The 23,665-nt window shown below is 60.8% G+C and carries 25 protein-coding genes; 12 read left to right on the top strand and 13 right to left on the bottom strand.

Features of this window, described 5'->3' with window-relative positions:
- The first annotated feature begins 400 nt into the window (after positions 1 to 400).
- From ACW5XC_RS03760 to ACW5XC_RS03745, 4 genes are all read left to right on the top strand, one after another.
- Entirely contained in the window at positions 401 to 1,249 is an 849-nt protein-coding gene (locus ACW5XC_RS03760) for an MIP/aquaporin family protein (protein ID WP_042056320.1), read from the top strand.
- Positions 1,250 to 1,303: 54 nt separating this feature from the next.
- Positions 1,304 to 2,806, top strand: coding sequence for a glycerol kinase GlpK (glpK, locus tag ACW5XC_RS03755; protein ID WP_005337546.1), 1,503 nt, complete (start codon positions 1,304 to 1,306; stop codon positions 2,804 to 2,806).
- A gap of 226 nt (positions 2,807 to 3,032) precedes the next feature.
- Positions 3,033 to 5,009, top strand: coding sequence for a methyl-accepting chemotaxis protein (locus ACW5XC_RS03750; RefSeq protein WP_042056323.1), 1,977 nt, complete (start codon positions 3,033 to 3,035; stop codon positions 5,007 to 5,009).
- Between the two features lie 193 nt (positions 5,010 to 5,202).
- On the top strand, positions 5,203 to 5,436 hold the full coding sequence (locus ACW5XC_RS03745; RefSeq protein ID WP_042056325.1) for a hypothetical protein: 234 nt from the start codon (positions 5,203 to 5,205) through the stop codon (positions 5,434 to 5,436).
- A 145-nt stretch (positions 5,437 to 5,581) separates the two neighbouring features.
- On the opposite strand, the gene ACW5XC_RS03740 is transcribed toward ACW5XC_RS03745, so the two are convergent.
- Positions 5,582 to 6,484, bottom strand: a complete 903-nt coding sequence (locus tag ACW5XC_RS03740; protein WP_042056329.1) for a LysR substrate-binding domain-containing protein — start codon at positions 6,482 to 6,484, stop codon at positions 5,582 to 5,584.
- Between the two features lie 191 nt (positions 6,485 to 6,675).
- Between ACW5XC_RS03740 and ACW5XC_RS03735 the strand changes: the two genes are divergently transcribed.
- From ACW5XC_RS03735 to dkgB, 3 genes are all read left to right on the top strand, one after another.
- A complete protein-coding gene (locus ACW5XC_RS03735) occupies positions 6,676 to 7,062 on the top strand; it encodes a DUF6404 family protein (RefSeq protein ID WP_042056331.1) in 387 nt (128 codons plus the stop codon).
- Between the two features lie 634 nt (positions 7,063 to 7,696).
- Complete coding sequence (locus tag ACW5XC_RS03730) at positions 7,697 to 7,993, top strand: putative quinol monooxygenase (RefSeq protein WP_042056337.1); 297 nt, start codon at positions 7,697 to 7,699, stop codon at positions 7,991 to 7,993.
- A 66-nt stretch (positions 7,994 to 8,059) separates the two neighbouring features.
- Positions 8,060 to 8,863 (top strand): 2,5-didehydrogluconate reductase DkgB, encoded by an 804-nt coding sequence (gene dkgB, locus ACW5XC_RS03725; RefSeq protein ID WP_042056339.1) that lies wholly within the window; start codon positions 8,060 to 8,062, stop codon positions 8,861 to 8,863.
- A 161-nt stretch (positions 8,864 to 9,024) separates the two neighbouring features.
- On the opposite strand, the gene ACW5XC_RS03720 is transcribed toward dkgB, so the two are convergent.
- Positions 9,025 to 10,035 (bottom strand): HAD family hydrolase, encoded by a 1,011-nt coding sequence (locus ACW5XC_RS03720; protein WP_236727599.1) that lies wholly within the window; start codon positions 10,033 to 10,035, stop codon positions 9,025 to 9,027.
- A 340-nt stretch (positions 10,036 to 10,375) separates the two neighbouring features.
- Between ACW5XC_RS03720 and ACW5XC_RS03715 the strand changes: the two genes are divergently transcribed.
- A complete protein-coding gene (locus ACW5XC_RS03715; RefSeq protein ID WP_042056344.1) occupies positions 10,376 to 11,554 on the top strand; it encodes an MFS transporter in 1,179 nt (392 codons plus the stop codon).
- A gap of 155 nt (positions 11,555 to 11,709) precedes the next feature.
- Positions 11,710 to 12,381, top strand: a complete 672-nt coding sequence (locus ACW5XC_RS03710) for an NAD(P)H-dependent oxidoreductase (protein ID WP_042056346.1) — start codon at positions 11,710 to 11,712, stop codon at positions 12,379 to 12,381.
- Positions 12,382 to 12,496: 115 nt separating this feature from the next.
- Here the strand turns inward: ACW5XC_RS03710 and ACW5XC_RS03705 are convergent, their stop codons facing one another.
- The 8 genes from ACW5XC_RS03705 to ACW5XC_RS03670 all read right to left on the bottom strand — a co-directional run bounded on the left by ACW5XC_RS03705 (position 12,497) and on the right by ACW5XC_RS03670 (position 18,982).
- Positions 12,497 to 13,105: an HvfX family Cu-binding RiPP maturation protein gene (locus ACW5XC_RS03705; RefSeq protein ID WP_005337566.1), complete on the bottom strand. Its 609-nt coding sequence runs from the start codon at positions 13,103 to 13,105 to the stop codon at positions 12,497 to 12,499.
- Positions 13,102 to 13,896 carry an HvfC family peptide modification chaperone gene (locus ACW5XC_RS03700; RefSeq protein WP_042056349.1) on the bottom strand — a complete coding sequence of 265 codons (795 nt, stop codon included), beginning with the start codon at positions 13,894 to 13,896 and terminating at the stop codon, positions 13,102 to 13,104. Before ACW5XC_RS03700 ends, ACW5XC_RS03705 begins: the two co-directional genes overlap by 4 nt.
- Positions 13,889 to 14,746: a DUF692 domain-containing protein gene (locus ACW5XC_RS03695; protein ID WP_042056351.1), complete on the bottom strand. Its 858-nt coding sequence runs from the start codon at positions 14,744 to 14,746 to the stop codon at positions 13,889 to 13,891. The genes ACW5XC_RS03700 and ACW5XC_RS03695 overlap by 8 nt, the downstream gene beginning before the upstream one ends.
- Complete coding sequence (locus ACW5XC_RS03690) at positions 14,734 to 15,063, bottom strand: hypothetical protein (RefSeq protein ID WP_042056354.1); 330 nt, start codon at positions 15,061 to 15,063, stop codon at positions 14,734 to 14,736. The genes ACW5XC_RS03695 and ACW5XC_RS03690 overlap by 13 nt, the downstream gene beginning before the upstream one ends.
- Positions 15,056 to 16,015 (bottom strand): MBL fold metallo-hydrolase, encoded by a 960-nt coding sequence (locus tag ACW5XC_RS03685; protein ID WP_042056356.1) that lies wholly within the window; start codon positions 16,013 to 16,015, stop codon positions 15,056 to 15,058. Before ACW5XC_RS03685 ends, ACW5XC_RS03690 begins: the two co-directional genes overlap by 8 nt.
- Before the next feature lie 129 nt (positions 16,016 to 16,144).
- Positions 16,145 to 16,255, bottom strand: a complete 111-nt coding sequence (cydX, locus tag ACW5XC_RS03680) for a cytochrome bd-I oxidase subunit CydX (protein WP_005337572.1) — start codon at positions 16,253 to 16,255, stop codon at positions 16,145 to 16,147.
- 16 nt (positions 16,256 to 16,271) lie between these two features.
- On the bottom strand, positions 16,272 to 17,411 hold the full coding sequence (gene cydB / locus ACW5XC_RS03675; RefSeq protein WP_042056357.1) for a cytochrome d ubiquinol oxidase subunit II: 1,140 nt from the start codon (positions 17,409 to 17,411) through the stop codon (positions 16,272 to 16,274).
- Entirely contained in the window at positions 17,411 to 18,982 is a 1,572-nt protein-coding gene (locus ACW5XC_RS03670; RefSeq protein ID WP_042056360.1) for a cytochrome ubiquinol oxidase subunit I, read from the bottom strand. The genes cydB and ACW5XC_RS03670 overlap by 1 nt, the downstream gene beginning before the upstream one ends.
- 122 nt (positions 18,983 to 19,104) lie before the next feature.
- On the opposite strand from ACW5XC_RS03670, the gene ACW5XC_RS03665 reads away from it, so the two are divergent.
- Complete coding sequence (locus ACW5XC_RS03665) at positions 19,105 to 20,520, top strand: aminotransferase-like domain-containing protein (RefSeq protein ID WP_042056391.1); 1,416 nt, start codon at positions 19,105 to 19,107, stop codon at positions 20,518 to 20,520.
- A gap of 93 nt (positions 20,521 to 20,613) precedes the next feature.
- Here the strand turns inward: ACW5XC_RS03665 and ACW5XC_RS03660 are convergent, their stop codons facing one another.
- Together ACW5XC_RS03660 and ACW5XC_RS03655 are read right to left on the bottom strand one after the other, a co-directional pair.
- Positions 20,614 to 21,072, bottom strand: coding sequence for a GNAT family N-acetyltransferase (locus tag ACW5XC_RS03660; RefSeq protein WP_042056363.1), 459 nt, complete (start codon positions 21,070 to 21,072; stop codon positions 20,614 to 20,616).
- Positions 21,073 to 21,226: 154 nt separating this feature from the next.
- A complete protein-coding gene (locus ACW5XC_RS03655; RefSeq protein WP_042656069.1) occupies positions 21,227 to 21,865 on the bottom strand; it encodes a tellurite resistance TerB family protein in 639 nt (212 codons plus the stop codon).
- A 139-nt stretch (positions 21,866 to 22,004) separates the two neighbouring features.
- Between ACW5XC_RS03655 and ACW5XC_RS03650 the strand changes: the two genes are divergently transcribed.
- Positions 22,005 to 22,472 carry an acyl-CoA thioesterase gene (locus ACW5XC_RS03650; protein WP_005337580.1) on the top strand — a complete coding sequence of 156 codons (468 nt, stop codon included), beginning with the start codon at positions 22,005 to 22,007 and terminating at the stop codon, positions 22,470 to 22,472.
- Between the two features lie 95 nt (positions 22,473 to 22,567).
- Entirely contained in the window at positions 22,568 to 22,723 is a 156-nt protein-coding gene (gene rsmS, locus ACW5XC_RS03645; protein WP_074042636.1) for a pleiotropic regulatory protein RsmS, read from the top strand.
- A gap of 45 nt (positions 22,724 to 22,768) precedes the next feature.
- Here the strand turns inward: rsmS and ACW5XC_RS03640 are convergent, their stop codons facing one another.
- Entirely contained in the window at positions 22,769 to 23,611 is an 843-nt protein-coding gene (locus tag ACW5XC_RS03640; protein WP_042056574.1) for a LysR family transcriptional regulator, read from the bottom strand.
- Positions 23,612 to 23,665: the final 54 nt, after the last annotated feature.

The following is a 23,665-nucleotide window of genomic DNA, read 5'->3' as shown; positions in this document are numbered from 1 at the left end:
TATTGTGCTCATATGCGCTCATTTAATCTGTGATGCATGCTCAAATATTGCAGTTTTATTACAAATAAAAGCTCCAAATGAGAAATCACTCAGCAAGCGCGAGCCCTTGTGTGGCAAGGGTTGCAAGCTACCCCCTAAGTGGTAACTGGCGGTTATCAAGATGCTTTACGTCACATTTTCTTAGCAATGAGTGGGATCTTGTCCACATTTCCTATGGAGGGGGGATGGTGAAATTATTGGGAAGGGTTATTTTCTGTCACGACCGATAACGAGCGCAAACGAGCATAACGTTTGCGAAAGACGCAAAAACAACAAGGAAACGTTTTCGGCAGCAACGGATAGACACAAAAAGATAAAACGGAACATCAAACCTCTACGGGTGGATATAAGGAACAAAAGTATGAGCATACAAAGACCCAATACCCTGCTTGGCGAGTGCATCGCCGAGTTTATCGGAACCGGCCTGCTGATATTTTTCGGCGTCGGATGTGTGGCGGCACTGGTGCTGGCAGGCGCCAACTTCGGGCAGTGGGAAATCTCCATTACCTGGGGTCTGGGTGTAGCCATTGCCATCTATGTGACCGGCGGCATTTCAGGTGCCCACCTGAACCCGGCTGTAACCCTGGCGCTGATGACCTTCTGCGGGTTCGACAAGCGCAAGGTGGTCCCCTACATCATCGCCCAGATGGCCGGTGCCTTCTGCTTCGCCGCCCTTGTCTACTTCCTTTATGGTAACCTTTTCACCCAGTGGGAAGTGACCCACAACGTGGTGCGCGGCAGCGTCGAGAGCCTCGGCACCGCCGGGATCTTCTCCACCTACCCCAATGCCCTGCTGACCAACATGCAAGCTTTTGCCGTCGAGCTGGTGATCACCGCCGTCCTGATGCTGGGCATCATGGCGCTGGGTGACAACAACAACGGCGCTCCTAAAGGTTTCGCAGCCGCTCTGCTGATCGGTATCCTGATCGCGGTGATCGGTGCCTCCCTTGGCCCGTTAACCGGTTTTGCCATGAACCCGGCCCGTGACTTTGGTCCGAAACTGTTCGCGTTCTTTGCTGGCTGGGGTGATGTTGCCCTGACCGGTGGTCGTGACAACCCCTACTTCTGGGTACCCATCCTTGGCCCCATCGTCGGTGCCCAGATTGGTACTGCCCTCTATGTCAAAGTGCTGGCTCCCTGTGTACCGGGCAACCGTGTTGCCGCCACCGAGCAAGCTGCCCAAACCGCCAAAGAAGAGGCCGCCGCCTAAGAGCGCCCCTCCCCAACGTGTAAAAACGTGGAAAATAAAAACGTGGAGAACATCATGTCTGCTGAAAAGAAATATGTCGTCGCTTTGGACCAGGGTACTACCTCTTCCCGCGCCATCGTCTTTGATCAGGATGCCAATATCGTTGGCACCTCCCAGCGCGAATTCACCCAACACTACCCGAAAGCGGGCTGGGTAGAGCACGACCCGATGGAGATCTGGGCAACCCAATCCTCCGTCTTCACCGAAGTGCTGGCCAAGACTGGCCTTCGCAGCGAAGAGATCGCCGCCATCGGTATCACCAACCAGCGTGAAACTACAGTGGTGTGGGAAAAGGCCACCGGCAAACCCATCTACAACGCCATCGTCTGGCAGTGCCGCCGCACCGCAGCCATCTGTGAAGAGCTGAAAGCACGCGGTCTGGAAGAGTACGTGCGTGAAAACACCGGTCTGGTGCTGGACGCCTACTTCTCCGGTACCAAGGTGAAGTGGATCCTCGACAACGTGGAAGGTGCCCGTGAAAAGGCGATGAACGGCGAGCTGCTGTTCGGCACCATCGACACCTGGCTGGTCTGGAAGATGACCAACGGTGAAGTGCACGTCACCGACCCGACCAACGCCTCCCGTACCATGCTCTACAACATCCGCGAGCTGAAGTGGGACGAGAAGATGCTGGACGAGCTGGGCATCCCCATGTCCATGCTGCCGGAAGTGAAACCCTCTTCCGAAGTGTACGGCTACACCACCCGTGGCGGCGGTTCCCGCATCCCCATCGCCGGTATTGCCGGTGACCAGCAGTCTGCCCTGTTCGGCCAGCTCTGCTTTGAAAAAGGGATGGCCAAGAACACCTACGGCACCGGCTGCTTCATGCTGATGAACACCGGCACCGAGCCGGTTCGCTCCAGCAACGGTCTGCTGACTACCGTTGCCATCGGCCCGAAAGGGGAAGTGAACTACGCGCTGGAAGGTGCGGTATTCATGGGCGGCGCCACCATCCAGTGGTTGCGTGACGAGCTGAAGATCATTCACGATGCCCGCGATACCGACTACTTCGCCTCCAAGGTGGGCGATACCAACGGCGTCTATCTGGTACCGGCCTTCGTTGGTCTGGGCGCGCCCTACTGGGATCCGTATGCTCGCGGCACCATGGTCGGTCTGACCCGTGGTGCCAACCGCAACCACATCATCCGTGCTGCGCTGGAATCCATCGCCTATCAGAGCCGCGATGTGCTGGATGCCATGCAGCAGGACTCCGGCATCAAGCTGGCAGCCCTCAAGGTAGACGGCGGCGCCGTAGCCAACGACTTCCTGATGCAGTTCCAGGCTGACATGATGCACACCCCGGTGGTACGTCCGACCCGCATCGAGACTACCGCCATGGGCGCCGCCTTCCTGGCTGGTCTGGCAGTCGGCTTCTGGAAGAGCTCGGACGAGCTGGAAGACAAGTTCAGCGTGGACCGCGAGTTCATCCCGCAGATGGACAGAGACGATCGCGCCAAACGTTACAGCGGCTGGCAAAAAGCGGTTGAGCGTTCACGCCGTTGGGCTGAAGAGGATTGATCGGGCATCCGACATTCTGTTGAGAGAAACCCCAGAGAGGCCGACCGCAATGTCGGCCTCTCTTTTTATGCTTTCCCTTGCCGCTTTCTGCCCCCTTCCCCGCCAACTGCTCCCTCCTGTTTTTCTGCCGCCCTCTGTTGTCACCATCCGCCACAACGCAATTGAGTTCTCTATCTATAATCATCATCTGGGTCGCATATGCGACCTTATTTATGAGGAGAGCGATATGGAGAGGGCGATACACCGTTTTACACTGCACTCACTCTGGTCAGGGCTCGGGATCCGCACCCGGATCCTCGCTGGCGTGGCGATACTGATGGCCATCGCCATCAGCTGCATCACCTTGATCCTCGAGCAGATATCACACAGTCAGGCCCAGCAGCGGGTCGAACGCTACGAGCTGCCAAGCAGCGTGGATCGCATTGCCAACCAGCTGACCGCCCAGCTTATCCAGCACCTGACCGAGGCGCAGGCGCTGGCCAGCAACCGTTTTGTCATCGACTGGCTGACCGCTGGCATGCCAGAGCAAGAGTGGCCCGCCATGGAGCGCTACTTTCAGGATCTGCAACGGCGGATCGGCGGCAACGTCTTTATCGCACCCCGCCAGAGCAACACCCTGATCAACTTCAGCGGCGGCCCCACCGCCCAGAAATCGCTGAGCGAATCAGACCCGAAAGATGGGTGGTTTTTCGGCTTTCTCAAACGCAGCAAACTCTATGAGCTGAACCTCGACATCTCGGATTTTGACAAGCGCGCCTCCCTCTATATCAACACCGCCGTCACCCACGAGGGCAAGACCCTGGCAGTGGCAGGCACCTCCATCGACATGAGCGCCCTGAGCAAACTCATCAGCGGCTACCGGATCGGCAAGAGCGGTCAGGTCTATCTGGCGGACATGGAGGGCAATATCGAGATCCACCCCGAGCAGGAGGTGGAAGGCGCCGCCCACCACCAGCAATCCTTCCTCGATACCGTCAAACGGCTTATTCCCAATGCCCGGGAACAGGTGGCCGTAGAGGCGCTAACACTGGAGGGGCAAACCTACCTCATCGCGGTACGTTACATTCCCACCCTCAACCGGCTGCTGATTGGCGAGATCAACAGCGCCGAGCTGGAAGAGGGACTGCAGGAATCCCGCCAGCTCATCATCATGGTCTCGCTCGCCATCGGCGGGATCGCCATGCTGGCATCCGCCTGGCTGGCTCACTCCATCAGTCGCCCCATTCGTCAGGCAGCCGATGGCATGCATCACATCACCGCCGATCGGGATCTGGCGACCCGTCTCGATTTCTCTGACGAGTCGGAGCTGGGAATGATGGCCCAGAGTTTCAATCAGCTGATCCAGAGCCTGAACCAGAGCTTCTCCCGGTTCCAGCAGTCAGGCAGCGCCCTCTCCGCGCAGTCGTCCCAATCCATGCAGCAGGCCCAGGCACTGGCAGGAGAAGCGTGCCAGCAGGCCCAGAGCATTCAGGAGCTGACCACTGTGGTCACCACCATCGGCGACAACGCCGAGCAGATCGCCAGCCGCTCGGAAGGGGTCAACGACGTAACCCAACGCATCGCCAACCATATGCTCAGCATCGAGCAGGATGTGACCCAGAGCGCCGCGCAACTCGACACCTTGCGCAGCAGCATCGGCAGCTCCTCGGCCCTGCTCGATGAAGTGGTGAAAGACAGCAACAACATCACCCAGATCATGAACCTCATCCGCGATGTCTCGAACCAGACCAACCTGCTGGCCCTCAATGCAGCCATCGAAGCGGCCCGGGCAGGGGATATGGGACGGGGCTTTGCGGTGGTGGCCGATGAGGTACGCCAACTGGCGGTGCGTACCCAGACCGCCACCAAGGATGTGCAGGATCTTATCTTGCGCCTGCAGGAGGGAACCCGGCAGGCCAGCAGCTCGATGGCAGACTCCCGCAACCTGAGCGAAGAGGGATACAACCGGATGAATCAGGCCAGAGAGGTGCTGGTTGATGCCACCAGCCAGATCAACCAGACCGCCCTCGAGATCAACGAGATCAGCGCGCTGGCGCAGGCGCAGAATCAACAGATGGGGCAAGCCAGAACGGCGCTCGACGAATTGGCCATGGTGGCCGAACACCAGCGGGAACACGCGCAGGAGAGTAATGCAGCCAGCCGCGAACTGTTCGAACTGGCCAAAGCCATCGACGAGCAGATCCGCCAATACCGGATTGGCTAGACCCGGCGCTTTCCTCTCTCCCTCTCAATAACCAAGACGCCACCACAGGGTGGCGTTTTCATTTTGCAAATCATTTTGCCTGCGCTCTCGAAACGGGAATGACGACAAAACTCGCAAGACATTGATAATTAACATGAAAAAATGTGGAACGGCCATTGCTTAGTGATATCAGACTCAACAGAGGGATATCGCCATGAAACCGACCACCACTCAAGCGCCCGTAGCTCACGTCGCCACTCCAAAAGAGACACTGACCCCCCGCGAAGGCACCTTCCTGATGATGGTGGCCCAACTGGTGGTGCTCACCTGTATCGTACTGGCCGCCACCGTCGGCGGCCTCTCTTGGCAGTGGACCCTGCTGCTGGCCATTCCGCCGGTGATCGGCGGCGCCCTGCTCAGCCGGGTATGGGGCAAACTGCCCCACTAACTGCGCTTCAGCTCACACACCTTCCCGAACCGGCGGCCGACCCTCAAGTCGGCCGTCTGTTTATCTGCCACCAGGCTAATGCTGATTGGCCGCAACGAAGGCGCGCCTTGTTCTTCGCCAAGCAAACCGCAGCAACGAACCTGAACTACAGGGTATGGCTGCCCAGCTGCTCTTTGAGAAAATCGAGCCAGACCCGTAGTCGGATATCCCGCTGGGCATCGGAGTAGAAGACCGCATTGATGGGGCGCGAGGCGCCACTGTTGCTGCGGGCCAGCACCTCCACCAGCGCGCCGATCTCCCGATCCGGCCCGGTCATAAAATCCGACAGACAGACGATCCCCTGCCCCGCCAGCGCCAGCTGACGCAAGGTTTCACCGCTGCTGGCACGCAGGCTGGGGGTGATGGCAAAGCGATCCCCCTGCTCGGCACTGAGCAGCGGCCAGTGGTTGAGGTGATCGGGATGCAAAAAGCCAAGCAGCTCGTGACCGCTCAGCAGATCCGCCGGTTGGCGCGGGGTGCCGCGCTCGCTCAAATAAGCGGGAGAGGCCAGCAGCCGCAGCCGCGAACGGCCCAGTGGCAGCGCACGCAGGGAGGAGTCGGTCAGCTCGCCGATGCGGATGGCCATATCCACCCGCCGCTCCATCAGATTGATAAAGCCCTCCGAACTGTGCAGCTGCAACTCGATGGCAGGGTAGCGGCGGCGAAACTCGCCGATGAGCGGCACCAACCGGTGCAGAATAAAGGGGGTAGCCGCATCGACTCTCAACACCCCTTCGGGTTGTTCCCGGCGCATCAGCAGATGCCCCTCCGCCTCGCTCATCTCGGTCAGTATCTTCACCGCCCGCTGATAGAACCAGCTCCCCTCCTCGGTCAGGCTGACCCGGCGGGTGGTGCGATTGAGCAGCACGGTGGAGAGCTTCTCCTCCAGCCGCTTGATACCGCGACTCACCACCGAGTTATCCATGCCGAGGTTCTCCGCCGCCTGGCGAAAACTGCCCGCCTCCACCACCGCCACAAACAGGGTCAGTTCATCAGAATGGGTCTTCATTGCTGTTATCCGGACAAGAGTAATGAGTCTTTATAGGCGTAGCTGCTGTGGATTGGCAAGCGTGCTCAGAGAGACGATCTTGTTTTTCGAAGAGAAATAACCAGAGAGAATCACTATCGCTCATCCTGTTTAATCAGTAGAATGCCATCAAGAGGAATCGTATGAAGCCAGTTCATCAAGGAGATACATTAATGGAGTTTGAAGAACGGCTGGCTATTGCCCATCAACTACTGGCTGATAGTGGCCTCAAGGAATTTCACTACAATCCGTGGCTGTTCAAATTGCTGCGTAAACTCGGCGTCCCCGTCAAGCCGCCTTATTACGCGGGCTGGCTTACCAATTTCCTCTGTTCCGGCCTCTCTATTGCGCCGTTATGGGGTCTGATTATGTGGACATTCGTCTGGCATCCAGAGGGAAGGGATCTTTTATCAGCCCTGTTCAACACAGCCATGTTCGCTGGCGTATTTGGTCTTTTCACCTTAATTGGACTCTGGCTCAAGCGCCGGCAGCTTGGATTGACCCCATGGGAGCAGTTGGATCACCAGCACATCAGTGAAGGCACAGCAGAAGAAGGTTAAAGCTCCTGCTGCCGATTGAAACTGGGTGCAATACAGGTTCTGAAGAGCACACTTTCACAGACTCGGACTCTCACCTTGCCAGATTTCGTTAAATTTTTTATCAGCTTTTCAATTAACTGCCTCATCCAAACCGCCATTGGCCTCTTGGTTCTCGCCTACAGGCTTTTCCGCCACCACAATGGCAACTGGCGCAGCTATCGACGAAGCTGGGATCCTCTCCCTCTATTTGCCTCCATTTTCCTTGGCATGGTGATCGCAAAAAAGCTTCATCCGGCCATCATGGCAACCTTGTAGTGATTGGCCATAGCTTGGACGTTCAATCAAGTAGTTCACCAGATGATCAAACAGTTGTGCCCTCACTGTGAGATAAGCAGTGGATCAAAGCGTCCATACGGGCCAGTAATACCTCTTTGCGGGTTTTAGGTGGTTTGCCATTGAACGCGCAATCAGCGAAGGTGAGCTGGTGACTCATGCAGAAACAGGGGTGTTGACTACAAATTCAGACAATCATTCATAAAAATTTCTCACGACTGCTATTGCTGCTCTCCCCCCAATACTGTTTTGCGACCAGCGCCCTGTTTCCAGCAAGTCACGGCAGGCATACTGACCCTTCGTTTTTGCCAAGGAGGTTCAGATGTCATCACCCGTGATTGTGATTGCCCAGCTTGAAGCCAAACCCGAATTCGCCGCCCAGTTTCGCGCCGCCCTTGAGCCGCTGATTGCGGCCACCTTGCAAGAGGCGGGCTGCCAGCGCTATCAGCTGCATCAGGACTTGGACAATCCACACAGCTGGATGCTCTACGAGGTGTGGGAGAGCGAAGCGGCCCTCATCGCCCATCAGGGCCAACCCCACTTTACCGAATTTGTCGCCAAGGCCGAGCCCTGGTTTGCCAGCAGCACCATTCGCCGCTATCAGCCACTGGGCGCCTGACTGGCCCTAGAGCCTGTTTCTGTTCAGCCCATAAAGGGGCCAACCACCACCCCATTGAGGAACAAGATGATCAATATGCCACCCATGGGTCTGGGCACCTTCCGCCTGAAGGGCGAGCCGCTGCTTGCCACCCTGACCAACGGTCTGGAGCTGGGCTATCGCCATATCGATACCGCCCAGATCTATGACAACGAAGCCGAAGTCGGTGCCGTGCTGACCCGCAGCACTGTTGCCCGTCACGAGATCTACCTGACCACCAAGGTGTGGACCAGCGAGTTTGGCCCGGGCAAGCTGATCCCGAGCCTGGAGGTGAGCCTGGAAAAACTGGGCACCGACTATCTGGATCTGGCGCTGATCCACTGGCCATCCCCCAAGGATGAGGTGCCGATGGCAGTCTATCTGGAGCAGCTGGCCGAGGCCAAGGCCCGGGGCCTGACCCGGGAGATCGGGGTCTCCAACTTCACCGTGGCCCAGCTCAAACAGGCTATCGAGATTTTGGGGCCGGGGGCCATCGCTCACCAACAGATCGAGGTTCATCCCCTGCTGCAAAACCGCAAGGTGGTCGAGTTCTGCAAAGCCAACGGTATCGCCGTCACCGCCTATATGCCGCTCGCGTATGGCAAGGTGCTGAACGAGCCGCTGCTGATGGAGATTGGCCAGCGCCACGGGGTATCGGCGGCGCAGGTGTCGCTGGCCTGGCTGCTGGCGCAGGACATGGCAGTGATCCCGAGCTCCACCAAACGGGAGAATCAGGCCGCCAATCTGGCCGCTCTCGATATCATCTTGAGCAGCGAGGAGATGGCCGCCATCGCCACGCTGGATCGGGGCGAGCGCTGCGCCAATCCCGACTTTGCCCCTGCATGGGACTGACGCGAAAGGCGTGAGACTAACGCGAAAGAAAGGCTGGCTCGCCAGCAAGCCAGATAAAACAGGGAGAGCATCATGCTCTCCCTGTCTCTTTTCTTGCCTCACGCTTTGCAGCGCTTGCTGAACGTCCAGCAGCCATATTGATGCCAGATGCAGCCCCGCAATCAGGGCGCGTTCTGGCAAAGGGCGGGATCGAACACCTGCTTCCAGTCTGATTTCATATCGACCACCACCCAGCCCCGCGCTTTTGCCTGTGCCAGCCCATCGATCAGCTTGCCGCTGGCAGGCGGATGGCTGTCGTAGGCGTATTCGCGCGTGGCATCGGTGTGGTGCACCAACAGACCAAAAGTGTGGTAATCCGGGTTGGTCGAGGTGTATTGCAGCATGGGCACGTCGCCATCGCTGTTACCAAAAGCGCCGACCGGACGCTGCCCCATAAAGAGGTGAATGGCGGCCGGTTTCGCCTTGCTGTCATCGAAATAGGCGCCGTTCATGGTCTTGCGGATCTCGCTGCCCTCCCCGGTCAGGGCAAACTCGCCGAGGGTAAAGGAGCCAATCACCTGCTGGGGCGGGATGCCATACATCTGCTCGGACATCACCCGCATAAAATCGATGCCACCGCCGGAGACAATCCAGGTCTGGAAGCCATTATCCCGCAGATACCCCAGCAGCTGCTTCATCGGCAGATAACCGAGCTGATCGTAGTGGCAGCCAAAACGGGGATCCTTGCTGCTGTTGATCCAGCGAGTGACCCGCTCGGCAAACTCGGTGGTAGTCATGCCGCTGTGGGTCAGTCCCACCAACTTGGCGAGCCCCTTCTCCCCCGATTTGGCCACGGCTTTGAGGTCGTTGTTCAGCACTGCCGCGACGATGGGGTCAGCCTTCCACTCCGGGTGTTCCGGCGCCAGGCGCTTGATCTCGTCCATCGCAAACTGCAGCTGATAGGTCATGGGCGCTTCCGGCCAGAGGGTGCCGTCATTGTCAAACACCACATGGCGCTTCTCTGGCGGAATAAAAGTGGCCTGCTGCTGATCGGTGGCATTGGTCACCCAGCGGGTAATCGCCTGCTTGGCCGCCGTGTCATTCCAGGCAGAGAGGGGATCGCTCTGGCCAGCCTGTACCGCAAAGGCGCCGCACAGCAGCAAAAGAGAGGAGAGTCGATTCAATATCATCATGTTACCTGTCAGCTGGATATTGCCTGTCGATGAAAACGCACGGCCATCACACCACCGGCGCACATGGGTTCAACACACTCGGGTTTCACAGGGAAAATCCTATGGCGGCCAGCTTGTACTGGAGCTTAAGCAAGCTCAGAAAAGGAGCAGCGGTCATCCCGTTCTGCGAGGCAGATCACTGCGTTGCGCTCACGCCGCGGGCAACACAACCCCCTCCCACTCATCGCCATTGCTGCTGATTTGGCAAAAGTAATTTGATGTCACCGTCATTTTCGCCAACAAAACCCATCGGCATACTGGCGCCATTCTCCCGTCGGGAGTCCCTAACCAAGGAGTTGTTATGCCACTGGCGTTATTTGCCCTTACCCTGAGTGCCTTTGCGATCGGCACCACCGAATTTGTGATCGTGGGGCTTATCCCTACCATCGCCCAGCAGCTCAATGTCTCGCTCCCCTCCGCGGGCCTGTTGGTCAGCCTCTATGCCCTTGGGGTAGCCATCGGCGCCCCCGTGCTCACGGCGCTCACCGGCAAGGTGCCGCGCAAGTGGCTGCTGGTAGGGCTGATGGCACTCTTTACCGCCGGCAACCTGCTGGCCTGGCAAGCTCCCGGTTACGAGAGCCTGATTGTGGCCCGCATCCTGACCGGATTGGCGCACGGGGTCTTCTTCTCGGTGGGCAGCACCATCGCCACGGGTCTTGTGGCCAAAGAGAAGGCGGCGAGCGCCATCGCTATCATGTTCAGCGGCCTAACTGTGGCGCTGGTGACCGGCGTACCGCTCGGCACCTGGATTGGTCAGGTCTTTGGCTGGCGTGAAACCTTTCTGGTGGTGAGCCTGCTCGGTTTGATCGCCATGGTGGGTAGCCTGCTGCTGATCCCGAGCAACCTGCCCAAGGGGGCAGCCTCGACCATCCGCGAACAACTCTCGGTACTGACCAAAAAGCCGCTGCTGTTGGTCTACGCCAAGACCGCCCTCGGTTATGGCGGCGCCTTCACGGCGTTTACCTTCCTCGCCCCCATCCTGCAGCAGGTGAGCGGCTTTAGCGCCGGTGCGGTGAGCCTGATCCTGCTGGTCTACGGGGTATCGGTCGCCGTCGGCAATATCTGGGGTGGCAAGCTGGCCGACAAGATGGGCCCCCTGCAGGCGCTGAAACTGCTGTTTGCCGGTCTGGCGCTGGTGCTGCTGGCCCTCACCTTCACCGCCCCCCATCCGGTGCTGGCGGTGCTCACCGTGCTGGTGTGGGGCGCCTTTGCCTTCGGCAACGTGCCGGGTTTGCAGGTACTGGTGGTGAAACAAGCCGAACTGCACACCCCCAAGGCGGTGGATGTGGCATCGGGCCTCAATATTGCCGCCTTCAACGTCGGCATTGCGCTGGGATCTGTGGTTGGTGGCTTGGTGGTAGAGCACCTCGGCCTGATGCACACCCCCTGGATCGGCGCCCTTATCGTGCTGCTGGCCTACGGGTTGACCCATGTCAGCGAGCGCCGCGAAGCCCTCCGGCTCGCCGCCTGTCAGGCATAAGCTGCGCCAGCAGGCGTCACGCAAGGGCGTGGCGCCTGCTGCAATCGGCGCGGCAGGCTTCTATGCTGTGACACAGCGTTAACCCGGCAACTGTTTCAGCAACTTTTTCAGCAACCAAGCCTGTCACCCTCGCATCATTTGCCACGGAGTCTGTTATGAAGGTGCTTATCGTCTATGCCCATCCCGAACCCAAAAGCTTCAACGGTGCCCTCTTCTGCCACGCCATCAGGGCGCTGGAGCAGGCGGGCCACACCGTGATGACCAGCGATCTCTATGCCATGGGCTTTGATCCCGTCTCGGATCGGCGCAACTTCACCGCCGCCAGCGATCCCGATTTTCTCAAGCTGCAACTCGAAGAACTGGCTGCCACCGAGCAGGGCAGCTTTGCCCCCCAGCTGGAGCAGGAGATGCAAAAGCTGGAGGCGGCCGATCTGCTGATCTTCCAGTTTCCGCTCTGGTGGTTTGGCCTGCCCGCCATCCTCAAGGGGTGGGTGGATCGGGTCTTTGCCATGGGGCGGGTCTATGGTCAGGGCCATATCTACGAGAGCGGCAAATTTCGCGGCAAGCGGGCCCTGCTGAGCCTCACCACCGGCGGCCCTGCCGAGACCTATCTGCCCGACGGCTTCAACGGCGATATCGACGGGGTGCTGCGCCCCATCCAGCGCGGGACCCTGCAATTTGTCGGCTTCGATGTGCTGCGCCCCCATATCTGCTATGCCCCGGTGCGGGTCTCGCAAGAAGAGCGGGAAACCTGGCTCGCCCAGTGGGCCGAACGCCTTGGCCAGATTGAGCAGGAGTCCCCCATCGCGGTCGGCCGCTACCAGTAACGGCTGACGCAGCTGACACTCCCACCCCAAAAAGCACAAAAACAGCGAGCGGCTCCCGGCCGCTCGCTGTTTTTCACGCTCTGTCGTTATGGTTTTTGTTATCCGTTGGCGGGTCTTATGCCGCCTGTTGCACGCCTGCTTTGCCGGTCACGGCACGTTTGAGCCAGTAGTCGAGGCTGACGTAGCGGCCACCACCGTAAACCAGCAGCACCAGCAGCATCACGAAGTAGGTGGCGGCAAACTCCATCCCGTTGTTGAGCATCACGGGATCCCCGAGCTCGGTGATGTAGTTGTAGCGACCGGGGAAATTGGCCGCCAGCCACTCGATAAAGCCGTTGAGGCGCACAGTGGCCTCCATGCTGCCGGTGGCGATAGCGTCCCAGCCGTGCTTCCAGTGCACCATGGCACTCGCCACGCTCATCAGGAAGATGGTGGGAATGGCCATGATGCGGGTAAAGAGGCCAAGGGCGATGCAGATGCAACCCAGCACCTCGGTACCGGCCGCCAGAAAGGCGAGCAGGGTCGGGAACGGCAGGTTGAGCCCTCCTTCCGAGACCGGGGCACCAAACCAGGCGACCGTGCCGGCAAACCCCATCACCTTGGAGTGGGCCCCCACATAGATGACCGGAATGAGATAGAGGCGAATGGCCAGCAGGGCCAGAAAATCGAGCCGCTTGCACTGGGCTACCGCCCGCTCGTACCACTGGATCAGGGTGTTGTTCATGGGAATTCTCCTTGGTGTTTGCTAAATGGGGGCAAGGGAGTGCCAGTCTGGCGCTCACCGACGGGCAAGGTCAGCAGACCCAGCCGGTGAAAATGGCGTGCCCACCCGATCAGATCAAAGTCGCTGCGAACCTGTTGTACCTGTTGCAGGAACGCGGCTTGGGTGATCCCCGGCTGCTGTTGCAGCAGCTGGATCAGCGCCACGTCCCATTCACGCAAGCGCTGGGTCACCACCTGATGTTCCGGGCTGCGAAACAGGCCATAGAAGTGGTTGCCCTGCCGGGTCGGCACCACGCCGCTGCGACGAATGGCAAAGGGGAGCTCAAGCAGTTGCAGGGTGGGATTGAGCACAAACGAACTCTCCGCCGTCACCTCAACCCCCGATATAACTTGCGGCACCACCCCTTCATCAATCTCGACACAGAGGCAGGCCCACTCGTACTCCAGCAGCGCCAGCCGCTGCCTGGGCCAGTTGAGAGAGCCCTCGCCGTGGCGATGCTGCACATAGCGGACAAACTCGGTGGCGATATGGTGAAACTCGGGGGCCTCGGCGCCGTGCGCGATGACAAAGCCCTCCACCAGTTGCCACCTGTCCACCGGCGCCCAGTGAGCGTGGGTGAGCGGAAAAGCGCTCTCCAGCACCGACTCCACATTGGCGCGCACGCTGCGGGCATAGTGGCAGGCAATGCCATCCTGCGGCAGCCGCACCCGGCTCGCCAGCCAGGCGGTCTGCTGCTGCATCCGCTGCGGTGCCGTTTTGGGCGCAGTGATCAGTGATAACCGTCTATCCATAGCGCACCTCCCGCACCTGACTGTCGTTCGCCTCGCAACAGGCGCCGTGCACCCGCGCCAGCTCGGCCTCCAGCTCTGCCAGCGGTGGCAGATGGTGATCCCGCTCCAGCAGCAGGGGGCGCAGGCCGTGGGTCTGAACCGTATAACGGGCCAGCGCTACCACCTCCTCGCAGACCGGACGACCATGGGTATCCAGCAAGGTGCCATCCGCCTCTTCCAGATGACCGGCGATATGGAAATAGCGGATCGCACTGCCCGGCAGCCCGGCGATCATCCGCTTGGGGCAGTAACCGTGGTTGCGGCTGTTCACAAAGACGTTGTTGATATCGAGCAGCAGCTCGCAGCCGCTGCGCGCCACCAGCTCGGCGAGAAAATCCTCCTCCGGCATCTCGTGGTCATAGCCGTGGTAGTAGGAGATATTTTCCAGCACCAGCGGGCGGGCCAGCGCATCCTGCACCTGCGCGATCCGCTCGGCCAAATAGGGGATGTTCTCCCACTGGCGCGGCACCGGCAGCAGTTCGTAGAGATACCCCTGCTGGTCGCGGGAAAAGCTCAGGTGCTCGCTGTAGATCTCTATGCCGAACTCATCCAGAAAGGTGCGGATCTGGCTGAGAAAAGTGCGATTGAGGGGCTGGCAATCGCCGAGAGAGAGGCTGAGGCCGTGGGCCACCAGCGGGTAACGCTCGGCCAGCTGATGCAGCTGCGCCCGCTTGGCGCCGCCGATGGCCATCCAGTTCTCCGGCGCCAGCTCGAGAAAGTCGATGCCGGGGCGGACGGGGCCGGCGCAGAGCGCATCCAGATGCTCCTGGCGCAGCCCGATCCCACGACTGCGGGAGCTTATTGGCCGCATACCCCCTCCGTCATCTTGCTGCCCTGGCTGGATGTATTGCCATCAATCCCCTCGCCCGCCACGCCACACTTGCCATCGCGAGCGCGCACCAGCCGCCCCTGCGGATCACTGTCGAGGGCTTGCTTCTCGAAGCGCTTCTCGGTACCGCACTTGCCCGCCGCACACTTGCCGCCGTGCTGTTCGCTGGGGGCGGCTTTCACCGGCGCATCGCTCGGGGTGGCCGCCAGCGCCAGCCCCGGAGTCAGGGCAATCAGGCTGGTCATGGCGATGGAGAGGGTCAGTTTGCCGGTGGTTTTGTTGCTGCTTGAGTTACTCATGGGCGGACTCCTTGACTGATGAAACGGGGTAGCTGGAGAGATCGCGGGCAGCCACGATCTGGCCGTGGAACTGCTGTTTGACGATGGCCATCGCCTCTTTCTTGTGATTGAGGCCAACCCCCATCCAGTGGTTGAGCACCAGCAGCTTGGGGTTCACCTCGGCGGCAATTTTGGCCACCACAGATGGCTTGGCGTGAAGCGAGGCGGAGACTGGGTCGGCCCCTTCGTGGATGGCGAGCGGCATCACCAGAATGTCGGCCCCCTTGGCAAACGGCACAAAGGCCGGGTTGCTGCCGTTCTGATCCGCCGAGATAACGATGGTTCCCTCGGCGCTCTCGATACGATAGGCCAGACAGGGCACGTCACCGTGAGGGATACCGAGCGCGGTGATGGTCAGCCCATCCTGCTGATAGACGGTGTGGGGCTGCGGGCTCTGGTAGGGCACATCGTGCAAGGTGATGGGGAAGAGGCCATCGGTGCCATCCTTGAAGCCGCTCAGGTAGGCATAAGCGCCCTTGTCTTTGTTGAAGAGGGCATCAAAGTAGCCGCTCATGCAGGGAAAGGCCGAGCCGGCCTCTGGCCCCGCCAGATCCAGCGGATCGCTGCGCTCGAAGAAGTAGGCCCCCTTGAGCAGGGCGGGCAGGTCGGTCACATGATCGGTGTGAAAGTGGGTGATGCCGATAAAATCGACCTCTTCGAGCTTGGCCCCCGCCTGGCCGAAGCGCAGGTAGACGCCGCCACCGGCATCGATCAGGATGCGGGATTTCCCCTTCCACCAGATCACCTCGCTGGAGGAGGCACGCAGATCGTCGGAGATGGGGCCACCACTGCCGAGCACCTGCAGGGTGAAGGCTTTATCCAGTGGCGTCAGTTGTACCGGTTCGGCACAGGCCGGGGCGACGGTGAGCGCGCACCCGATGGCCAGCGCCACCGCTTTCAATCTCTGTTTCATCACAATTACCTGTCGGTTGGTTGTCGGTTGAAAGTGTGTCGTTTGTGTCGTTTAAAGAGAGGGAGAGAGGGGCCGATGGCGACGAGTGAACGCCAACCGCCGGCCGTGGCGGGGCGCGAGCCCCCGCCGTCAGTTACCGTCCCGTTCGTCCGCCTGCCAGCGCGCTTCCAGCCAGAGCAGGTTGCACAAGCCCAGCAGCAGGGCGAATCCGAGGCCCAAAATCCAGGTGAAGTACCACATAGCAGATCCCTTGAGGTCAGTAGAGTTGATGGCTGTCGCGCTTGATGCGGGCACGGTCGAGCTTGCCGCGCACCACCCGATAGACCCAGCCGGTGTAGCCCAGGTTGATCGGCATCAGCACCAGCACGAGGCCGAACATGATGGCCAGGGTCTTGTAGCTGGAGGTGCTGTCCCACAGGGTCAGGCTGCTGACCGCATCGAGGGATGAAGGCAGCACGAAGGGGAACAGGGCGATGGCCACCGAGCAGAGCATGGCGGCGCAGGCGATGGCGCTGGCCAGCAGCGCAATCCGGCCCCGCTCCAGCCAGGAGGCAATCCCGCTCACCAGCGGCGCCAGCGTCCCGATGATCGGCACCAACCACAGCAGCGGATAGTCAAAATAGTTGCGCAGCCAGCCTCCGGCGTGGGGGATCACCCCCTTCATCAGCGGGCTGATGGCAGCATTCGGGTCAAAGGGTTGTGTGCCGACACCGGTCAGCTGAAACCCTTGCAGCTCCACCAGATGCCAGCCGGCCAGCAGGTAGCAGAGGCTCACCAGCGGGGCCAGCAGGATGGCGATCCCCCGTGCGCGCAGCGCAGGGGTGCCGGTCACCTTGGCTTGCAGAAAACCGGCGCCGTGCAGCAGCAACAGGGTGATGGCGGTGGCCAGCACCGAGAGCAGCCAGCCCCAGTGGAAGTCGAACGCGCCGTAGTGCAGGCGCAGCGCCGTGTCGAAGCGAAACGGCAGCCCCTCCATCACCAGACCGATAGCCGCACCGAGGATGAGCGCCGGTATCAGGCCACCGGCCACCAGCGCCCGATCCCACCAGCGGCGCCAAACCGGATCGGCCAGCTTGCTGCGATAGTCAAAACCGACCGGACGCAGAAAGAGCCCGAGCAGCAGCACCACCATGGGGATGTAGAGCCCCGAGAAGGCGGCGGCATAAACCAGCGGCCAGGCGGCAAACAGGGCACCGGCACCGGCAATCAACCACACCTGATTGCCCTCCCACACCGGTCCCACGCTGTTGATCACCAGACGGCGGTCGTCGTCATCTTTCGACACCACCGGCAGCAGCATGGCGATGCCGAGATCGAAGCCATCCATCACGATAAAACCGACCATCATGAAGAGCACCAGCGCCCACCAGATGAGTTTCAGGGTTGCGTAATCCATCAGGCGATCCTCGCAAGTTCGGGTTGTTCACCGCTGTAGCGGCCGGTATGGAGAATGGCGGGCCCCTTGCGGATCACATGGAGCAACAGGAACAGCTCCACCACCAGCAACAGGGTGTAGATGGAACAGATAGCGATCAGGCTGAACCAGAGTTGGCCCGGCTGAAGCAAAGAGACCGAGGCCGAGACCGGCAGCACATCGCTGATGGTCCAGGGTTGACGGCCGAGCTCGGCCACCAGCCAGCCCGCCTCGATGGCAATCCAGGGCAGCGGAATGCTCCAGAGCAGGGTCTTGAGCAGGCGCGGTGAGTCTTGCAGCCGGTTGCGGCAGAGCTGGACAAAGCTCACCACCATCAGCCCCAGCATCGCGACACCCAGCCCCACCATCAGACGAAAACCGAAGAAGAGCGGCGCCACCTGCGGGATAGAGTCCTCCACCGCCTTGGCAATCTCCGCCTCCCCCGCCTTGGCGATATTGCTGGCATAGGGGGTGAGCAGCAGACCGTAGCCAAGATCCTTGCCGTGTTTGGCAAACAGCGCCCGGTTTTCGGCCGAGTCGTTGCCGGCGCGGATCTGTTCGAGTGCACCGGACGCCACCATGCCGCTGCGAATGCGCGCCTCGTGCTGCACCTTGAGATCCTTGATGCCGGTCACCGCCTCGTCGAGGGAGCGAGTGGCGATGATCCCCATCAGATACGGGATCTTGATGGCGGCGTGGGTGGTCTCCCCCTGCTGATCCGGAAAGCCGAACAGGGTAAAGGAAGCTGGCGCCGGCTCGGTGTGCCACTCAGCCTCGATGGCGGCGAGCTTCACCTTCTGCACCTCGCCGGTGCGATAGCCAGACTCATCCCCGAGCACGATGACCGAGAGGATGGCGGCCAGCCCGAAGCCGGAGGCGATGGCAAAAGAGCGCAGGGCAAACTGCACCTCGGTCTTGCGCAGCAGATACCAGCTGCTCACCCCCATCACGAACATGGAGGCGGCCACATAACCCGCCGCGACGGTGTGAACGAACTTCACCTGCGCCACCGGATTGAGCAGCACGGCGGCGATATCCACCAGCTCCATCCGCTGGGTCAGCAGGTTGAACTCGGCCCCCACCGGGTTTTGCATCCAGCCGTTGCCGATCAGGATCCAGAGCGCCGAGAGGTTGGAGCCGAGCGCCACCAGCATGGTCACCAGCAGGTGCTTGCCGCGGGAGAGCTTGTCCCAACCGAAGAAGAAGAGCCCCACCAGGGTCGATTCGAGAAAGAAGGCCATCAGCCCCTCGATGGCCAGCGGGGTACCGAAGATATCCCCCACATAGTGGGAGTAGTAAGCCCAGTTGGTGCCGAACTGAAACTCCATGGTGATCCCCGTGGTGACCCCCATGACGAAGTTGATGCCAAACAGTTTGCCCCAGAAGCGGGTGATGTCCTGATAGATCACCTTGCCGGTCATCACATAAGCCGACTCGGCGATCACCAGGATCCAGGACAGCCCCAGCGTGAGGGGCACAAACAGGAAGTGGAACAGGGCCGTGGCGCCAAATTGCAGGCGAGACAGGCTGACCACGTCATCCGGATTGATCATGCGTCACTCTCTTTTGTTGTATTTGCCTTGCACGTTTCGTGCGTGACAAGTACATCACGGAGCATGACACCTATAACAGATGCAGTTATATTGAATTACACCTATAACAGTTGATCCAGATCATGTCCCTTTACCAGCAGTTGGCCGACCGCCTGCAAAGCCAGATTGACGATGGTATCTGGCAACCGGGGGAGCGCATCCCCTCCATTCGCCAGAGCTGCAAGACCCACGGGCTCAGCCCCATGACGGTGTTGCAGGCCTATCAATTGCTCGAAAGTCAGGGGCGGATCCTCGCCCGCCCCCAGTCCGGTTACTACGTCAAAGCCGCTTCGCCGCAGGTCGTGCAGCACATCCCGAGCCAGACCCACTACAGCGGCTCGGTGGATATCAACGATCTGGTGTTCGAGGTGTTGCAGGCGAGCAAATCACGGGATCTGGTACCCCTTGGCATGTCGGTAGCAGACCCGACCCTGTTCCCCCATCCCCAGCTCGGGCGGGCCCTGGCCAGTTGCATGCGCAAGCTCGATCCCTTCAGCACGGTGGCCGACCTGCCCCCCGGCAACGAAGCGCTGCGCCGCGCCATCGCCCAGCGTTACGCCAGCGACGGGGTGGCGGTCAATCCGCAGGAGATCATCATCACCACAGGCGCCATGGAGGCACTCTCCCTCAGTCTGCAGGTGCTGACCGAGCCCGGTGACTGGGTGGTGGTGGAGTCCCCCACCTTCTATGGCGCCCTGCAGGCCATCGAGCGGCTGAAACTCAAGGCGGTGGAGATCCCGGTCATTCCGGGGGTGGGCATCGATCTGGCGCTATTGGAAGACGCCCTCACCCGCATTCCGGTCAAGGCCTGCTGGTTGATGGGCAATGTTCAGCACCCGCTGGGCCACACCATGCCGGATAGCCACAAAGCGCGGCTGATGGCACTGCTCAACAGCCACGGGGTGCCGCTGGTGGAGGATGACGTCTATGCAGAGGTCTACTTCGGCCGCGAGCGCCCCAAGCCGATCCGCCACTGGGATCAGCGTGGTGACAGCCTGCTCTGCAGCTCCTTTTCCAAGTGTCTGGCACCGGGCTTTCGAGTCGGCTGGGTGGTGGCGGGACCCCATGCTGAGCGGGTGCAGCGGCTGCAGCTGATGTCTACCCTCTCTACCAATGTGCCGAGCCAGCTGGCGCTGGCCGAGATGCTGCGCCAAGGCGGGGTCGATGCCCACTTTCGCCGTCTGCGCCACACTCTGGCCCAGCGCCAGCAGCAGATGCGAGCCGCGCTGCAGCGACTGCTGCCGGGCGAGGTGCGGATCTCCTCCCCCGATGGCGGCTACTTCCTCTGGCTGGCGCTGCCTGCCCATTTCGACAGCCGCGCCCTGCACGCCAAGGCTCTGGGCAGTGGTTTTTCAGTAGCCCCCGGCGCCCTCTTCTCCAGTCAGGGGCAACACAACCACTGCCTGCGCCTCAACAGCTCCCATCCATGGAGCGAGCAGCTGGAGCAGGCCCTCACCCGGCTGGCGGCACTGATTGCCGCACAGCTCGGTGAAAAGTAACGAGGCAAGGAGCCGCTGGCGAAACGAACAAAGGCCCGCAACGGGCCTTTGTGGTCGGGGAGTGACGCGGCTTGGCTAGCAATCAGAAACAGATCATCTGGCCATGATCTGCGACTGCACCTTGAACCCCAGCGCCTCGTAGAGAGCTTGGGCGCGCTCGTTGAAGGCCATCACCTCCAGCCGGATTTGCTGAGCATCACGGGCCTTGGCCCACTCATCGCAATGGGCGATCAGCGCCTTGCCAATCCCGCGGGAGCGGTGCTGCTCATCCACCACCACCGAGCCGATCCGGCAGAGAGGCAGCTTGCTGAGGAAAGGCACGCTCTCATTGATGTCTATCCGCGCCGTCAAAAAGCCCACCACCCTGCCATCCTGTTCGGCAACGCAGAATAGACGCCCTTCGGCGCCGATGGCGCTCAGCAAAAATGCCCGCTCCTCTGGCGAAGGGGGACTGAACACTTCGGGATAGTGCTGATGGTGGATCTCTCCTATCTGCCGGTTCAGCTCGACAATGGCGTCGATATCCAGTTCGCTTGCCTTGCGTATCTCCAACGGTTGCTCCTTGCAAAAAAGGTGATGGTCATGCGCCATCTTAGGGGCTGTGTCCCGCAATCCAAATAGGCTCATCCGTATCTTTTGACGAGCCGCAGAAACAACAACGCCCCATGAGCGGGGCGTTATCGGCAATCCATGGCGATGAGGGGTATCAGGCGGGGGCGTTAAGTTGGGCCACCTGCCGCTCGATGCTCCCTTTGAGGTTGTCATCGAGTTTGAGGGCGCGCGCCAGCTCGTCGAGATAGCCTCGCTCCATAAAGTGATCCACCTCGATGGCAAGCAGGGAGGCGAGATAGACCTCGGTGGCCAGCTCCATATCGGTCACTTCCCGCGCCAGCGCGTGGGGATCGAGGGGGCGGGCCAGCTCGGCGTCAATCCAGCGGGCGACATCGCTCTGGCCCTGTTCGGTCAGGTACTCCTGAATTTTCTGGCGCTCGGCGCCGTCGATATGGCCATCGGCCCGGGCCGCGGCCACCATGGCGCGCACCAAGAGGGCCGCACGGGCATCCAGCGCATTGCCTTCCAGCCCACTGATGGGATGGGTGGGCTGGGCGGGCGCCGCCTGCTGGGCCTGCCAATCCTGATAGAGCTTGTAGGCCAGCCCGCCAAGGGCTGCGGCGCCCCCCACGGCAGCGGCCTTGCCGCCATATTTGCGCACTTTTTTATTGCCCAGCAGCAGACCGAGCGCGCCACCGGCCAGCGCCCCCTGCATCTGCCCCTTGCGCTTGTCTCCGCCTTCGTTGAGCCAGCCTTTGCCTGCCCCCAACAACTGTTCCAGCATCTGTTTCATGGTGTCACTCCTGCGGCTATGTTCCCGTCGATAGAGCAAGATAGTGACCCCGCCCCCCTGAATCGGGGATGAACCCTTGACCGGGCAGGCCGATGGGGCAAAGCTCAGGGGAAACCCTTCAGGCAATAAGGATGTAACTGTGCCCAATCGCGAACTGACCCTGCAATTTCTGGCCGAACCCTCCGACGTCAATTTCGGCGGCAAGGTACACGGCGGCATGGTGATGAAGTGGATCGATCAGGCGGGCTATGCCTGCGCCGCTGGCTGGTGCGGCGGCTATGCGGTGACCGTCTATGTGGGGGGGATCCGCTTTTTGCGCCCCATCCAGATTGGCCAGCTGGTAGAGGTGCACGCCCAGGTGATCCACACCGGCACCACCAGCATGCATCTGGCGGTGGATGTCTACAGCCGCCACCCCACCGAGACCGAGCGCCACAAGACCACCCACTGCATCATCATCTTTGTGGCGATGGATGAGCAGGGCAAACCGACCCCGGTGCCTCAGTGGCAGCCGGTGAGCGAGAGCGATCTGCAGTTGCAGCAGTACGCCAAAAAGCTCATTGCCCTGCGCGAGGAGATCGACAAGGAGATGCGTCAACACCTCTGACCTTGGTGATTCCTCTGCCCGATAGAGGGGGCGCTTTCGGCCAACGGCGGCGCCCCTGTATAATCCCCCCTCTTCCCGCAACCGGAACCCTGCCCATGTCACTGGAAACTGCCCCGCCCGAGGTGAAACTCGCGGTGGATCTGATTGAACTGCTGGAGACCAACCAACTGGCCCCGGAGCTGGTGCTGGCAGCACTGGCCATCGTGAAACAGGATTACGAGCGCAAGCTGGCGGAGGGGAAGGATCACTGATCCCCCCGTTTATCTTTCCGACTTCAGTTTTCCCCATACCACAAGTTACTGCGGCCCCATCACCTCATCACAGAGGGCGATCAGGGCCGAACTCAAGCGGCTGAGCGGTTCACCCCCATCCTTTGCCGCATGGAGCGCCAGCTCCACCGATGCCACCTTGGGCCACTGGGTCAGGACCAGCTGATCGGCGGGTATCAGCCGTTTGGGCAGCAAGCTCACCCCGATCCCCGCGCTCACCGCCCCCTGCAAACTGGCGAGGCTGGCGCTGACATAGGCGATACGCCAACGCCGACCCAGACCATCAAGCGCCTCGGTCATCTGCCGCCGATAGAGCCCTTCGCTCGGGAACACCACCAGCGGCAGCGGATCCCGTTCCCGTGCCGGCCAGTCGTGACTATCGACCCACACCAGCGGCTCGCGCCAGCTGGCAAGGGGCGAACCCTGCCCGCGAGTCTGCTTGACCAGCGCCAGATCCAGCTCCCCCGCCTCGAAGCGCTGCCAGATCTCGTGGCTCAGGCCACTTTGCACCTCCAGCCGCACCTCGGGGTAGTCGCGGGCAAAGGCGGCCAGCACCGGAGTGATGGCACCGGCGGCGAAATCCTCCGGCACCCCGAGGCTGAGCGCCACGCTCCCTTCCGTCACTTGTTCTTCGGCCTGCGCCAGCAGCGCCAGAATGCGGCGGGCCAGCCCCAGCAATTTTTCTCCCTCCGCCGTTGCCACCACCTGCCGACCGGAGCGGTCCAGCAGCGGGCAGCCGAGCTGCTGCTCAAGGCGGCGGATCTGCTGGCTGATGGTGGATTGGGTCAGATGAACCCGTTCACCGGCGCGGGTAAAACTGCCGGTGTCGATAATGGCGACAAAACTGCGCAGCAACAGGGGATCCAGCATGGGGCACTCCATTTACAAAACCACTGAAACTCATTCTATCATTTAATTTCCAAA

The organism is Aeromonas sp. 25-AL00135 (assembly GCF_054052385.1).
The sequence above is the reverse complement of the archived record's forward strand: the minus strand, read 5'-3'. Positions and strand labels throughout refer to the sequence as shown.